We start from the raw sequence: 14,309 nt of genomic DNA, 5'->3' as shown, positions 1-14,309 counted from the left end.
AGGAGACAGAGGGGGGGTGTAAACCCCTCTAAAAAGAGAAGGCTTCCTGTTTCCCGCGCCGATGCCCCCCTCTGTCCGCATGTGCGGACATCTCCCCCTCAAGGGGGGAGAGTGAAGGACGCGGCCGGGCGAAACGGGACTATTCCCCAAACAACTCCTTCACACGTGGCCACTCTGCTCCCGGGTGGTAGGCGGCGATGTCGAGGAACCTGTCGAGGAACTCGTAACAGCCCTCGTCATGGGCGAGATGATGGGAGAGGATGCCGAGCGGTTCGGAGGGATTTGTGCGTCGGCGGCAGAGCTGCAGATCGAGGCGCAGGCGCGCGCTTTCCCAGCCGATGAAGCGCCGGTCCTTCTTCCACTTGATGATGTCGACATGGGACTGGACCTGCGTCTGGCGGGCCGCATCGCGCGGGAAATGCATCCAGGTGAAGGTCGACAGGCCGCTGAGGCCGACATCCGGCAGGCGGCGGACGATCTCCGGGGCGATCCGGTTCCACGGCGGCACCATGGCGGGCACGAAACGGCCGTTGAACAGGACCTCCAGGCGCTCCCGGCCTGCCTTAAGTTCGCCGATCAGCTGGTCCGGATCGCGGCGGGTACCGAGTTCGGCGGCCTTTTCGCCAAGGTCCTTGCGCTGGAAATTCCTGTGCTGAAATCCGTGCTGCAGGACAATGGCGTGGGGCTCGTCTTCGAGCCGGTCGGCCAAGGCTTGCGTCGCATGTTTGGGGATCACGGCAAGTGCCACATCGACGTCATGGGCATTGGCGATCGCCAGCAGCCGCTCCAGATCTTCGGTCGGCTCGACAGCGTCATCGTCGCGCCACCAGAAGCGGACCTTTTGGCCGCGTTCGGCGAACCAGTCGAGATGGGCGGTCAGCTCGGCTTTGAAACGGTCGAATTCGGCGCTCATGGGCGGCGCGCCTTCAGGTCGTCCAGCAGGATTTCGGCGCTTTTCTCGGCGCCGCCAAGCAGTACCTCGTGGTGTTTGCGCGGCAGGGCGAGCGCGTCATCGATGGCGGCGGCCAGCTTTTCCGGGGAGAGGTCATGTTCCGGCGTGACGACGGCACGGCCATGGGCGGCAAGGGCGTTGGCCCGCTGCGTCTGCTCGGTTTCCTTCACCTGAGCAAAGGGCACGAAGACGGCCGGAACGCCCGCGATCAGCACGTCCAGAACGGTGTTGTAGCCTGCCTGCGACACCGACAGGCGGGCGCGTTTCAGGAGCCCCGGAAAATCCTTGCGTGCCCGCTCGACAATGATGCCTTCACCCGCCGATCTGGCGTAGGTCTCGAAGGCCATATCGGAAATGTCATGACCAACGAGGAGGCGCCAGGTGGCATCCTCTGCGCGGCGGGAGAGGGGGCGGGCCTCGAGAGCGGCCATGAGCAGGCCTTGCGCCACGGCGCCGCCGCCGCAGGAGACTATGACTTCATCCTCGCCGAGGCCTTCGGGCGGTTCGGGCCGCGCGCCGCCGTCGACAAAGCCGGTGTAGCGCACCAGATGCTCGACCTTGTCGGCGAAGGGGAAGCTGTCGGCAAGCTGGACGAAATCCGGGTCCGAATGGATGAGAATGCGGTCGTAGTGCGCGCAGGCCTGATCCGCCATCCATTCCTCTTTCCAGAGCTCCTGCTTGCGCACCAGTATGTCCCGGATGGAGGTGGCGATGAGCGGCGGCTTGTCCGTTTCCTTTGCGGTGGCAATCAGGGCGGAAAGCTCAAATTCGAACTGACGCCGCCCAAACGGATATGTCTCGGTCAGGAGCAGGTCGTAGGGCTTTGCAGTAAAGGCCTTGAGCGTGGCGGCAGTGCGCTGTTCTTCCCAGATCCCGTCGATCGGATCGCCTTCCGGGGTCACCAGCCGGTTGAACACAGCGTCCGGGCTTTTCACCGGCGGCAGCTGGACGACCTCCAGTCCGCTCGTGTCCAGCGTCGGCGGCAAGAGGTTGCCCGTTGCCAGCGTCACCTCGACGCCGCTCGCTGCAAGCGCCTTGCCGATGGCAGCCGCGCGCACGGCATGTCCGGTGCCAAGGAGATGCTGAACGTGGATGAAGGCGGAAAGGGTCATGTCAGATCCGTTGCGGCGTAGCGTTTGTCCAAGGGCATGCGATGCCAATACTGGTCCTGCGCTGCCTCCAGAAAGGCGTTGAGGCGGCGGGTGCCTGCTTGCAGACGGTGGTTCGCCTTGATGTGGTCGCGGGCGGTCTCGCCGAGACGTGCGGCAAGCGGCCGGTCATTCAGAACCTTGCGCAGGTTTTGCGCGAAGGCCTCCGCATCGCCCTCCGGCGAGATCAGCCCCGTCTCGCCGTCGATGACAATGTCAGGGACGCCGAACGTGTCCCCGGCAATGACGCCAAGGCCCGACGCCTGGGCTTCCAGAAAAACGAAGCCGAAAGCCTCGCGGATCGCGGGCCAGACGAAGAGATCATGCGCGGCATATTGAGCGGGCAGGTCTTCCGGCGGCAGGGCACTGCGCATGGTGATCCGGTCTGGTGGGAACAGCGACAGGACATGATCGCGGGCGGGACCGTCGCCGACGATGGTCAGGTGCCACGGCAGGTCCCGGACCTTGCCGAGCGCTGCGGCCAGCACTTCGTAGGAGCGGGTCTTGTCGCCCTCCCGCATCATTGCCACTGTCAAAAGTTTCAGGGGTTTATCGCCTGAAATTGAATCAGCTTGCGCAGGACGTGAATCAGTTTCGAAGGGGCTGGTGTCGAGAAACGGCAGCAACACCCGCAAGCGGTCCTTAGGCACGACATCGGAGAGGCATTCGCTGTCGGCGCGGTGCAGGGCCGCAACCTGATCGGCCCGTGACAGTGCCTCGTCTGCCGCCGAAAAGCCGAAGGCCCAGGGGCCGGTCCTGCGCTTCGGAGCGCGGCTGGCCTCTATGATGGCATAGGGAATGGAGTAACGGTCGGCCAGCGCCGGACCGATCCAGTCCGGGGCCTTGTGATAGAGGTGATAGGTCAGGAAAATGTCGGGCCGGTAGTTCGCGGCGTCCCATTCCTTCGCGACCCGCTCGGCCTCCGCAAGCGCATCCCGCTTGACCGCCCGTTGCAGGTCTTCACTACCATCCTTGCGCCACGACCGGAACCTGCTGGCGATGCGGACCTCGTGCTCGCCCGCTTCCAGTGCCTTGACGATGAGCCTGCCCATGGTCCGGTCGCCGGAGGGAACCGGATCGTCCAGGGGCTTCATCGGCGCTGTGAAGGCGATCTTCAAGAGTTGTGTCCTGCTGTATCAGCTGCGCCCGTTCTTGCGCAGCGAGCCGTCAAAGCACCTTGCGGAATTTCTCGGCCAGATGGTCGATGCCCGGTGCGCTGGCGAAGTTCTTGCGCACATGCGCGGAAGCGGCGCGGCCGAGCGTATCACGCAATTGGGGCTTGGCAATCAGCTCTGCAAGCGCCTGCGACAGCGCAGCACGGTCGGCGGGCGGCACCAGGAGGCCGGTCTTTCCGTCGATGATCAGTTCCGGGATCGCCGAGACTTCGGTCGACAGGCAGCAAAGCCCCATCGACTGGGCTTCCATCAGCACATTCGGCAGGCCGTCCCGGTCGCCGGACTTGGCCAGCTTCGAGGGCAGGGTGAAAAGATCCGCCTCGAGGCAGGCCTTGATGACCTCCTCTCGCGGCTGTGCTCCGCGCCAGGTGACCCGGTCCGAAAGGCCGAGACCGTCGGCCATCGTCTTCAGTGCGCCGTCCAGTTCACCGCCGCCGATATGGGTGAAGTGCCAGTTCAGAGTCTCGGGAAGGTCCGCAAGCGCGTGAAGCAGGTCGTCGTAACCCTTCTTCTCCACTGCACGGCCAACGGAAAGGATGCGAACAGGCTCACCGGTCCCGTCGCGGGTCGAGGGCGTGTCGGATGGCAGCGGAAAGCCCTCGAAGTCGAGGCCGTGATAGACCAGTTCCACCTTGTCCGGGTTGGCACTCAGGCTTTTCAGGTGCTGAGCGTTGACGCCCGTGCAGGTGACGCCCCAGGCCGCATCGTCGAGCTTGGTGCGAAGGTCCCATTCCTCGCTGGTCCAGATGTCTTTCGCATGGGCCGAAAACGACCAGCCCCGCCCGGCCAGATGTGCCGCGTAGCGGGCAACCGAACATGGCGTATGCAGATAGTGGGTATGGATCCAGGTGATGTCTTCAGGTAGCTCGTGGGCAAAGACGCAGCCTTGCGCCCAGCGGCGCTGGCGGTTGGCGTTGTGCTCGTTGGCGTAGTCCGCATCGAACAGCGCCTTTGCCGCCGCAAATGTGGGTTGCTTTTCAGCCCAGAGTTTCGCCCGCGCCACCCGTGCCGGATCGTCCTTAACGTACTCCGGCAGGTACATGACCTCAGCCGAAATCTGACGGTGCAGCTCGTGGATGAAAGGGTCGTAAGGCTTTCTGAGCGCCACGATCAGGATCGGAATACCGCGGCGCTCAAGACCGAGAATTTCCTGGGCGATAAAGGTCTCGGAAAGGCGCGGATAGCCTTTGACCACGACGGCAATGCGGGACATGGAACGCTCTTGTGTGATGTATCGAATGCCGGTCTAGAAATTCACCAGCTTGCGGTCTGATGTGCGGTTCTGGTCGAAGATCTCACCGACCCGCTCTCCGATCAGTTCCAGACCGCCCAGCAGGTTTTCAACACCGGCGCTGGAGGGACACGGAGAATCCGGCAGCTCTATCAGGGCCCGCGTCATCAGTTCCGGGTCCGGATACTGGTCGATCGGCAGCACTCTCAGGAGGCCGCTTTCTTCTGCACGCGCGGCGCGGATCGCCTGTTCGCGGCGCGGAATGATGCGCGGAACCATCAGCGTCGGCTTGTCGAAGGACAGGATCTCGCAGAAGGTGTTGTAGCCGCCCATGCCGACGATCGCGGTCGCATTGGCAAGGTATGGTTCGATTTGCGGCGTGAAGCGGATCACCTCGACATCGCGCAGGTGCGAGGCACGCTCCACGAATTGCGCGACAGCGGCTGCGGGCATGAACGGCCCGAGAATGATGAGGGCGGGAAACAGCGGATGCCGGCGGGCCTCATAGGCGCGCATGACCCAGTCTACCATCTCGACGCCATCGCCGCCGCCCCCGGGCGTGACGAGGATATAGGGCTCTTCACCAAAGGGTGCCGGTTCGGGCAGCGTTTCGGCCCCTTCCGGCAGACTGCGGCGAAGGTAGCCGGTGTATCGCAGCTTTTCTTCAATGCCAGCGGGCAGGTCGATGCCTTCGACCGGGTTGCAGATACCCTCGGGGCCATAGACCCAGATCTCGTCGTAGAGTGACTGCAATGCCGGATAGACGTTCTTGCGCTCCCATTCCTTACGGAGCATCTGCGGGTCGTCCATGACGTCGCGCAGGCCGAGAACGAGGCGTGTATCGGTACCCTTGAGGGCCTCCAGTGTCGGAAGCACTTCGCCGCGCAGACCCAGCGGTTCCTTGTCGACAATGAAGATGTCCGGCTCGAACACCTTGGCAGTATGCTCGATGATCGACGCGCGAATCGCTAGCGTGTGATCAATGTTCAGATGCAGGGAAAGAGGGGTATATTCGCCGTCGCGAAGCTTGATGACGCCGGGAATCCGGACAAAGTCCACCCGCGAACGGAACTCGAAACTGCCGATGATCGGTGATCCGGACAGGATCAGGACGGAAAGGTCGTCAAAGGCTTCGACCAGCGAATGAGCAATCGCACGGCAACGCCTCAGGTGACCTAAGCCAAAGGAATCATGGCTATAAATCAGGATCTTCGGTGAGTTGGAACGCATGTTACCCCAATCGTTGCGCCGTTCGAGCTCGCGGTGAAACAGCCTGCCCTTGCAAGCGCCTCATCGGGACCTACCTGACTATTCCCTGAAAAAATCCCTAAGGGGTATTCATCAGTGGCACATCCCCCAATGCGGGTTAATATACTAAAAAATCGCCACGTGCACGACGTTGCGCTGGGTCAAGCGGGATGCAGTTATGGAAAAAAGTCTGTTTCGCTTCATTTGGAGGTTCAGCGCCCGTCAGCAAATTTTCATCCTTCTTGTCACTGTCCTGTCCTATCCGATCAGCTATGTGCTTCTGGAACTGCCGAAGCTGATCGTCAACGACGCGGTGCAGGGAGATGACTTTCCGCGCGCGGTTTTCGGTTTCGAATTCGACCAGGTTTCCTACCTGTTCCTGCTCTGCATCAGCTTTTTGGCTCTCGTGGTCGTCTCCAACGGCCTGAAACTCTACATCAATGTTTTCAAGGGCCGTCTCGGCGAGCGCATGCTGCGCAGGCTGCGATTTGAACTTTTCCAGCGGGTACTCCGTTTTCGGTTGCCCCATTTTCGCAAGGTAAGTTCGGGCGAGATCATTCCCATGATCACCTCCGAAGTCGAGGATGTCGGCGGTTTCATCGGCGAAGCATTCGCGCTTCCCGCCTACCAGGGCGGTATGCTGGTCGTACAGCTCGGCTTCATATTCATGCAGGATCCTCTGCTCGGCCTTGCTGCCATCTCGTCCTACCCGGTGCAGATCTACGTGATCCCGAAGCTGCAGCGAAAGGTCGTGCAGCTGTCGCGTATGCGCGTCAAGAACGTGCGGCTCATCGCGGACAAGGTCGGCGAGAGCATCGCCGGTGTTCCCGAGATCCATGCCAATGATGCCGCGGCCTGGCATTCGGCCGATTTGTCCGATCGCCTGTACCAGAATTTCAAGATCCGCTACGAGATCTTCAATCGAAAGTATTTCATCAAGTTCCTCAATAACTTCATGAATCAGCTGACGCCGTTTTTCTTCTACCTGATCGGCGGCTACCTGGTTATCGAGGGCAATCTCTCCATCGGCGCATTGCTGGCCGTCATTGCAGCCTACAAGGATCTTGCCGGCCCCTGGAAAGAACTGCTGGCCTATTACCAGCTCGTCGCCGATGTCGACGTGAAGTATCAGACCGTCGTCGAGAACTTCGATCCGCCGGATATCTACCCTGTGGAACGCCTGACATCTGATGAAAAGGTCGAGCTGACGGGCGATCTGATGATGGAGAATGTCACATTCTCCGGCGGCGCCGCGGGACAGGAGGTCTCGGATGTCAGCATGAAGGTGCCAGAGGGAACAGCCTGTGCCGTCATCGGCTCGGATGGCTCCGGACGCGCCGAGGTGCTGCAACTTGCCGCCGGCCTCGTCAGTCCCGCTTCCGGCAAGGTCTGTATCGGGGCCAGGGATCTGGAGACGCTCAGTGCGTCGACCCTTGGTCGAGAAATTGCCTATGTGGGCGGCGCAGTGCATATCTGGTCTGGCAGCATCAGGGAGAACCTCTACTACGGTCTGCGGCACAGGCCATTGCAGGAGGTCGAACGGGAGGGCTCTCGCCTCAGGGATTTCGAGCGCAGGCTCTCCGAGGCTCGGGAAACCCGAAATCCCACCTATGATCTGGAAGCGATCTGGGACGATTTCCTTGCCGCCGGCGTGCCGGATGCGCAGGCCCTCGACGTCAAGGCGCTTGAGCTGCTGAGAGCGGTCCAGCTGGAGCCGGACGTCTATCGCCTCGGTCTGCAGTCACGTTTCGACCCGGCAATGGATGATGGTTTCGCGGAGCGTATTCTGGCTGTGCGTGCCAAACTCGGCGCCCGGATAGCGGCCGATACGCAAATTGCAGGGCTTGTGGAACTCTGGGACGTCAGCCGGTTCAATTCCAGTGCCAGCCTTGCGGAGAACCTGTTCTTCGCCGTTCCGACCGATCCGGACGTGACCATGTCCACGGTCCATGAGTTGCCCGAAGTCAAGGACTTCCTCGAAGAGACCGGGTTGTCCTCAAAGCTCCAGAATATCGGCCAGAAGATCGCCGAAACCATGATCGAGCTCTTTGCCAACGTCAGCGGCGATAGCGGCCTGCTTGGAACCTATTCCTTCATTACTCAGGACGAGTTGCCGGAGTTCGACCGGATTGTCCGTATCGCCCGTTCCGGGCAGCAACGGCCCGGACTGACGCAGGCAGACCGCGACAGGTTGATTTCACTGGCATTCAAGCTTGTACCGGCCCGTCACCGTCTCGGCGTTCTTGATGATGCCATGCGCGATGAAATCGTCGCTGCCAGAGCGCAGTTCCACGAGCTCGTCGTCGCCAAGAGCGACAGCTTCGTTGCCATTGACCCGAATCTCTACCTGCCGCCCCTGTCGATCGAGGACAACCTGCTGTTCGGCCGCCCTCGTGTCGACCGGCGCGACGCGCGGCAGCGGATCGACGGAGTCATTCGGACCATCGTCGAGGAAACCGGCCTGCGGGAACCGATCGTCTTTGCAGGATTTAATTATCATGTCGGGGTTTCAGGATCGCGGCTGTCAGCCGGACAGCGGCGCAAGCTGGCGCTGGTCCGAGGTTTGCTAAAGAACGCGAAGGTCACAATTCTTGATGATATCGCAACCAGTTCGTCGGAAGAGGATGTGGCGTTGCGAGCAACTCTTCGCGAGATTCTTTCCGGACGGATTTTCCTGTTCGGGGCACCTAACGTAGCGGTGGCAAGCGAATTCGCCCACTCGGTGGTTCTCGAGCAGGGGCGTATCAGATCTGACGAGCAACAGGATGCTTGAGGCTTTGCACGCAAGGTGCTTTTGTGCACTGAGGCAGCGGCCAGTCCGCGGCCCTGAAAGGTTCGCCGGTAACGGCAAAGGAGGTAAGAGTGTCTTTGGAAACTGAAGTCGAGGCCCTTCGAAAGGTGCCTTTGTTCCGTGGGATCGACGAGACCAAACTTCGGTTGCTTGCCTTCATCTCCGATCGCGTTGAATACCGGCAGGGTGAACGCCTCTGCTCTCAGGGCGAGGAAGGGGACAGCGCCTTCATCATCCTCAAGGGAGCCGCCGACGTCGTTGTGAACACCCCGGATGGCGAGAGAGCTGTCGCACAGGTGTCTGAAAATTCGATCGTCGGCGAAATCGCCATCCTCTGCGACGTCCCGCGTACGGCGACACTGGTTGCGGCGTGCGACATGGACGTCCTAACGGTTTCTAAGGACGATTTCCTCAAGATGCTCAAGGAATTCCCGGAAATGTCCCTTGAAGTCATGCGGACACTGGCACTACGTCTGGAAAGGACGACCCGTGATCTGGCTGCGGCGCGCTCTGGTGCGGCGGCATAAGGAGAAGTTGATTGGCGACTGAGTTTTCGCTTCGCTGTTGGGGGGCGCGTGGATCTACCCCCACCCCCGGGCCTGGTACCCTGCGCTACGGCGGCGAGACGACCTGTCTGGAACTGCGCGCCGGTGAGGCGCTCATCCTGATCGACTGCGGCTCAGGTGCCCGCAATCTCGGCATGGATCTTTGCGGTCTTGGGCCGCGGTCCTTCGATCTCCTGTTCACCCATACCCATCTCGATCACATCTGCGGTCTGCCCTTTTTCAAACCCGCCTATGACGAACGCTTTCAGGTCAACGCCTGGGCGGGGCACTTCGAAGATGATACCTGTCTGTCCGATATCGTCAGCCGGATCATGTCGCCGCCGATCTTTCCGGTGGCTGCCAAAACCCTGAAAGCCGTCGAGTTCAAGACCTTTCGTGCCGGTGAGACGCTCAAGCGTGATGACGATCTGGTGGTTTCGACCGTTCGCCTGCACCATCCCGGAGGAGCATGTGGCTACCGGTTCGATTACCATGGCAAGTCGATTGCGATCATCACGGACCACGAACATGGTGACCCGCAGGTCGACGCAAACGTCCGCCGTTTCGTCGAGGGTGTCGACATCATGATCTACGACGCCATGTTCACCGACGAGGAGTATCCCACCTACAAGGGATGGGGCCATTCGACATGGCAAAAGGCCGTTGAACTGGCGGCCGCGGCGTCGGTGAAGACGCCGGTTCTGTTTCACCATGATCCACGGCGCAATGACGATGCATTGGATGTCATCGCCGCTGCCGCGAATGCCGCATATCCGGGAACGATCGTGGCAACGGAAGGCATGCTGCTCATCCCGTGACCGTTCAGACATGGCCATCACCGAAAGTCACCTCAGATCACAAAGGCAGTTGCGTACCTTGCGCAAGCGGCGCCTTTCACGCAGCTTGATCTGAGATCAGTCCATTCGGAACAGTGCAGGCAATCGCGCGATGGCCAAGGCCCGAAATCTCTTCTTGTCGTTTCTGCGCGGCGGTCCGCCTGAAACCGGATTGCCGGAACGTGTCCGTGTCGAAATTCATCAGCGCGAGATTGCTTCGGAACGTCTGATCGGATGGGTGCAGCTAGCCATCGTCCTGTTCTTCTCCAGCCTTTATGCAATCGCGCCGCGTGCGGAAGGTGGAAGCGGATTCAACTTCGTGCCACTGGCCCTCGGCAGCTATTTTCTCTTCACTGTCCTGCGTCTGGTGCTGTCCTACCGGTTCGAGCTGCCGAATTGGTATCTCTACCTGTCGATCCTGGTCGACATGGCGTTGCTGGTTGGGCTCATCTTCTCGTTTCACATCCAGTACGGACAGCATCCGACCTTCTACCTGAAGACGCCAACCCTGATGTACGTCTTCATTTTCATTGCGCTCAGAGCACTCCGGTTCGATCAACGATTCGTTCTGGCGTCCGGACTGGTGGCCGTCACCGGTTGGCTCGGGCTCGTCGCCTACGCTGTTCTGGCGGACATGGATCGGATGCGGGTAACCCGCAACTATGTCGAATACCTGACTGGGAACACGATCCTGATCGGCGCGGAACTGGACAAGACCATGGTCATTCTGACGGTGACCGTCGTTCTGGGCGCAGCGCTCTATCGGGGGCGATTGATGCTCTTCGATGCGATCCGCCAACAGGCGGCCGTGGCCGATCTGCGCCGCTTCTTCGCGCCTGAAGTTGCCGATTCCATCACGGAAGCGCCAACGGTGCTTCAAGCGGGGCAGGGCAAGACGCGGGAGGCGACGATCCTCTATCTCGACATTCGCTCCTTCACTTCAACGGCGGAAGCAATGACGCCGGAAAAGGTCATGGCAGTTCTTGCTGTCTATCAGGAGCTGGCGCTCGAGATAATCAGGGAGGAAGGCGGGCGGATCGACAAGTTCCTGGGCGATGGTATCCTCGCGACCTTCGGCGCCTTGCGCTCTTCCGGCAGCCATGCAGCCGATGCCTTGCGTGCCATGTGCCGGGTCGTCGATGTTGTTGAGAAAAGGCAGGCAGCGTTTCAGTCCGCCGGCTGGCCCGGCGACCTTGTGGTCGGCGGGGCAGCAGCTGCCGGAATGGTCACGGTCGGGACCGTGGGCTCCGCAGATCGCCTTGAGTTCACGGTCATCGGTGATGCGGTGAACCGGGCAGCGAAACTCGAGGACATGAACAAGGTCGAGCAAAGTCGGGCTCTTACCGACAGGGCAACGTTTGACCTGGCAGTGCATCAGAATTACGTTGCGGAAGATGCTTTGGCCAGGCCTGCGAAGACCGTTCCCGGGCTCGCGCATCCGGTCGATCTTGTGATCCTGGCGAGCCGCTAGACCCTTCGTGACAATTGTCGCGCGCAGTTTGCGTACCCGATTTCTCATTGCCGGATTACGGCCGTGAGCATGTACCTCGTGCCCTTTGTGCAAAGGCGCTCTGCTCCAGATGCCGTGGTTCGCCGATCACAAAACAAGTTGACCCATGGGAAGAAACCCGGCATTTATCCAAAATGACTTTTACGTTCTAGTCAATTAAGAGAAAAAAAGATCGTAAAAACAATTGCTAATGTGTGGAGGTGGTGTCATGCAACTGGGTAAGGATCTTGCAGCGGTCGTGACGGGTGGAGCGTCGGGCCTTGGCGCGGCGACGGCTCGCATGCTGGCTGGCGAAGGCGTCCGGGTCACCATCTTTGACCGTGACAAGACCCATGGCGAAGCGGTGGCAAAGGAAATCGGCGGATTGTTCGCCGAGGTTGACGTCACCGATCAGGACAGCGTCATTGCAGGTTTTAAGAAGGCCCGGGAGGCCCACGGCGCCGAGCGCATCCTCGTAAATTGCGCAGGCATCGCGCCCGTTGCAAAGACGACGTCCCGCGGCGAACCGCATCCGATGGACATGTTTGAAAAGGTCCTGGCGGTCAATCTCGCCGGGTCTTTCCGCTGCATCACTCTGTCATCGACCAACATGGCGGCACAGGACCCCTTGAACGCAGATGGCGCTCGCGGTGTCATCGTCTCAACCGCGTCAGTTGCCGCTTTCGACGGTCAGATCGGCCAGGTCGCCTATGCAGCTTCGAAGGCAGGGATCGCCGGGATGACGCTGCCGATCGCGCGCGACCTGTCGAAATCCGGCATTCGTGTCTGCACCATCGCACCCGGGATCTTCGAGACGCCGATGCTGCTCGGACTGTCCCAGGAGGTTCAGGACAGTCTCGGTCAGCAGGTCCCGTTTCCCTCTCGCCTCGGCAAGGCGACCGAGTATGCCCAGCTGGTGAAGGCAATCTGCGAGAACGACATGCTGAACGGCGAGACCATCCGTCTCGACGGCGCAATCCGTATGGCGCCGAGGTAACAGCTTCTCCATAATGCCGTGGCAGGGTCTTCTCATTCTGGAATGGGGAGGCCCTGTCGTGTTTGTAAGAAATATTTGCGCGTGTGTGCTTGCTGCCACTGTTGCCGGCACAGGACCGGTCCTTGCCGCGGACAAGGCCATCACACCGGCGACAAAGCCCGGCGCGACCGCGCAGCCGGCGCCCGGCACCGGGTCAACCTATGACAAGGTCGTTGAGGTCTTTACCGGCAATACGACCATTGCCGGCGAGAAAATCGCTTTCCCTCAGGAAAACCCCGGCGTCAGATCCGTGATCGTGACCATGGATCCAGGCGAGAAGACCGCATGGCATCGGCATGGAGCGCCGCTCTATGCCTATATCCTCGAAGGTGAGCTTACGGTCACCTATGAGGGAATTGGCGACAAGCTGTATACGCAGGGCACAGGTCTGCTCGAAGCGATGCACGTGACCCATCAGGGCCACAACACCGGCGACAGCCCGGTCCGGATCCTCGCCGTGTTTCTGACGGGAGACGGCGGTAAGCCAACCGTTCCGGAAAAGGCTCCAAAGTAAGGCCTGAAAAAGGGGCGGGGGGAGAGCTGAGGGTTCAACTCTCCCAACCGCTCAGAGCTTCGACAAAAGTGCAGGGGTAGGCCAGGCGTCCGCGGGCATGCCCAGCTTCTTCTGCACGTCCTGAACCGCATCGCGAGTCTTGCTGCCGAGGATGCCGTCGACCTTGCCGACGTCATAACCCATGGCTTTCAGCTTGTTCTGGAGCTGTTTCATCTCCGCATCGCCCAGACCTGGGTCCGGGTTGCCTGCGTCGTAACGCGGTGCCCCGCCAAGCCTTGTTGCAAAATAGGCCGCGGTCGTCGTGTAGATGAACGACTGGTTCCATTCCAGATAGACGGCGAAATTGTTGAAGGCCAAAAAGGCAGGGCCTTTGCGCCCCTGTGGCAGTAGCAGGTCGGCGGGCAGATTCGCGATTTTCCCGGAGCGGGCCTTGACCCCCAACCGGGACCATTCCGATCCATTCTTCTTCTTGCCCAGACCTGTCGTTTCCCAGTCAAGGTTGGAAGGGACGGTGACTTCCTGCAGCCAGGGCTCGCCGCGACGCCAGCCGAGATTCTGGATGAATGCCGCCGCTGTCAGGATGGCATCGGCCGAACTGGTCTTGAGATTGACGTGGCCATCTCCATCGCCGTCCTTGCCGAACTTTATGATGTCCTCGGGCAGCATCTGGACCTGGCCGATTTCGCCAGCCCATGCACCCGTCATCGTGCGCGGGTCCAGGTCGCCGTGCTGAACCATCTCGATGGCCGCGATGAGCTGCGGGCGGAACAGGTGCGGACGGCGGCAATCGTGTGCCAGCGTGGCCAGGGCGTTGACCGTATTGAAGTCGCCCTGGAATCCGCCGTAGTCGGTTTCCAGTGCCCAGAACGCCGTGATCACCGGGGCGGGGACGCCATAGTCCTTTTCGGCGCGGGCGAAGGTGCGAGCGTATTGCTTCATCTTCGCGGCGCCATGCTTCATCCGGTAGTCTGAAATCACGCGCTTGGAGAAGGTCAGGAAATCGAGCTTGAAGACGCCTTGGGCCCTGTCACGGGAGAGGACCTTGCGATCGATCTGCGCACCGTTCAACGTCCTGTCTGCAGCGCGTGCCGAAAGACCCTTGGCAACGGCCTCCGCCTTTACTTCTGCCAGGAACTGCTGGAAGTCGCCGCCGCATTTGGCTGCAAGCGCCTGCGGTGCTGCGAGGATGACGGTAAGGGCAATGGTGGGGGCAAGCAGCTTTGCGCGGATCATGAAATCTCTCGGGCCAAATCTAACGGACTGACGGATCGCGCGATTGCCGGGGCGTACGGACGGATCACGCGTTTCAAATCGACGACAGGGTGACGTAGGGACGGTCGCCGG

Annotated in this window: 12 protein-coding genes; 6 read left to right on the top strand and 6 right to left on the bottom strand. The window is 60.8% G+C overall.

The annotated features are described in order from the left end of the window. Nucleotides 1-139: 139 nt before the first annotated feature. Genes ACN0SY_RS03715 through ACN0SY_RS03695 form a run of 5 tightly spaced genes read right to left on the bottom strand, consistent with a single transcriptional unit; the run spans nt 140 to nt 5,736 of the window. The gene (locus ACN0SY_RS03715) at nt 140-913 is read right to left on the bottom strand and encodes a polysaccharide deacetylase family protein (RefSeq protein ID WP_417684562.1); all 774 of its coding nucleotides are present in this window, start codon (nt 911-913) and stop codon (nt 140-142) included. Further along, nucleotides 910-2,064 carry a glycosyltransferase family protein gene (locus tag ACN0SY_RS03710; protein ID WP_417684560.1) on the bottom strand — a complete coding sequence of 385 codons (1,155 nt, stop codon included), beginning with the start codon at nt 2,062-2,064 and terminating at the stop codon, nt 910-912. Before ACN0SY_RS03710 ends, ACN0SY_RS03715 begins: the two co-directional genes overlap by 4 nt. Then, on the bottom strand, nt 2,061-3,218 hold the full coding sequence (locus ACN0SY_RS03705) for a glycosyltransferase family 4 protein (protein ID WP_417684558.1): 1,158 nt from the start codon (nt 3,216-3,218) through the stop codon (nt 2,061-2,063). The genes ACN0SY_RS03710 and ACN0SY_RS03705 overlap by 4 nt, the downstream gene beginning before the upstream one ends. A 49-nt stretch (nt 3,219-3,267) precedes the next feature. Next, nucleotides 3,268-4,488, bottom strand: a complete 1,221-nt coding sequence (locus ACN0SY_RS03700; RefSeq protein ID WP_417684556.1) for a glycosyltransferase family 4 protein — start codon at nt 4,486-4,488, stop codon at nt 3,268-3,270. Between the two features lie 33 nt (nt 4,489-4,521). Further along, the gene (locus ACN0SY_RS03695) at nt 4,522-5,736 is read right to left on the bottom strand and encodes a glycosyltransferase family protein (protein ID WP_417684555.1); all 1,215 of its coding nucleotides are present in this window, start codon (nt 5,734-5,736) and stop codon (nt 4,522-4,524) included. Between the two features lie 196 nt (nt 5,737-5,932). On the opposite strand from ACN0SY_RS03695, the gene ACN0SY_RS03690 reads away from it, so the two are divergent. The 6 genes from ACN0SY_RS03690 (at nt 5,933) to ACN0SY_RS03665 (ending at nt 12,965) form a co-directional block, all read left to right on the top strand. Then, nucleotides 5,933-8,527 (top strand): ABC transporter transmembrane domain-containing protein, encoded by a 2,595-nt coding sequence (locus ACN0SY_RS03690; protein ID WP_417684553.1) that lies wholly within the window; start codon nt 5,933-5,935, stop codon nt 8,525-8,527. A gap of 89 nt (nt 8,528-8,616) precedes the next feature. After that, a complete protein-coding gene (locus ACN0SY_RS03685) occupies nt 8,617-9,072 on the top strand; it encodes a cyclic nucleotide-binding domain-containing protein (RefSeq protein WP_417684552.1) in 456 nt (151 codons plus the stop codon). 11 nt (nt 9,073-9,083) lie between these two features. After that, on the top strand, nt 9,084-9,908 hold the full coding sequence (locus ACN0SY_RS03680; protein ID WP_417684551.1) for an MBL fold metallo-hydrolase: 825 nt from the start codon (nt 9,084-9,086) through the stop codon (nt 9,906-9,908). A gap of 130 nt (nt 9,909-10,038) precedes the next feature. Then, nucleotides 10,039-11,397, top strand: a complete 1,359-nt coding sequence (locus ACN0SY_RS03675) for an adenylate/guanylate cyclase domain-containing protein (RefSeq protein WP_417684549.1) — start codon at nt 10,039-10,041, stop codon at nt 11,395-11,397. 247 nt (nt 11,398-11,644) lie between these two features. Beyond that, on the top strand, nt 11,645-12,412 hold the full coding sequence (locus tag ACN0SY_RS03670) for an SDR family NAD(P)-dependent oxidoreductase (RefSeq protein ID WP_417684547.1): 768 nt from the start codon (nt 11,645-11,647) through the stop codon (nt 12,410-12,412). A 58-nt stretch (nt 12,413-12,470) separates the two neighbouring features. Then, a complete protein-coding gene (locus ACN0SY_RS03665) occupies nt 12,471-12,965 on the top strand; it encodes a cupin domain-containing protein (RefSeq protein ID WP_417684545.1) in 495 nt (164 codons plus the stop codon). Nucleotides 12,966-13,016: 51 nt separating this feature from the next. Here the strand turns inward: ACN0SY_RS03665 and ACN0SY_RS03660 are convergent, their stop codons facing one another. Then, the gene (locus ACN0SY_RS03660) at nt 13,017-14,198 is read right to left on the bottom strand and encodes a lytic murein transglycosylase (RefSeq protein WP_417684544.1); all 1,182 of its coding nucleotides are present in this window, start codon (nt 14,196-14,198) and stop codon (nt 13,017-13,019) included. Between the last annotated feature and the right edge of the window lie 111 nt (nt 14,199-14,309).

Origin of the sequence: Roseibium sp., from assembly GCF_048261595.1 — a bacterium.
GTDB lineage: Bacteria > Pseudomonadota > Alphaproteobacteria > Rhizobiales > Stappiaceae > Roseibium.
The sequence above is the reverse complement of the archived record's forward strand: the minus strand, read 5'-3'. Positions and strand labels throughout refer to the sequence as shown.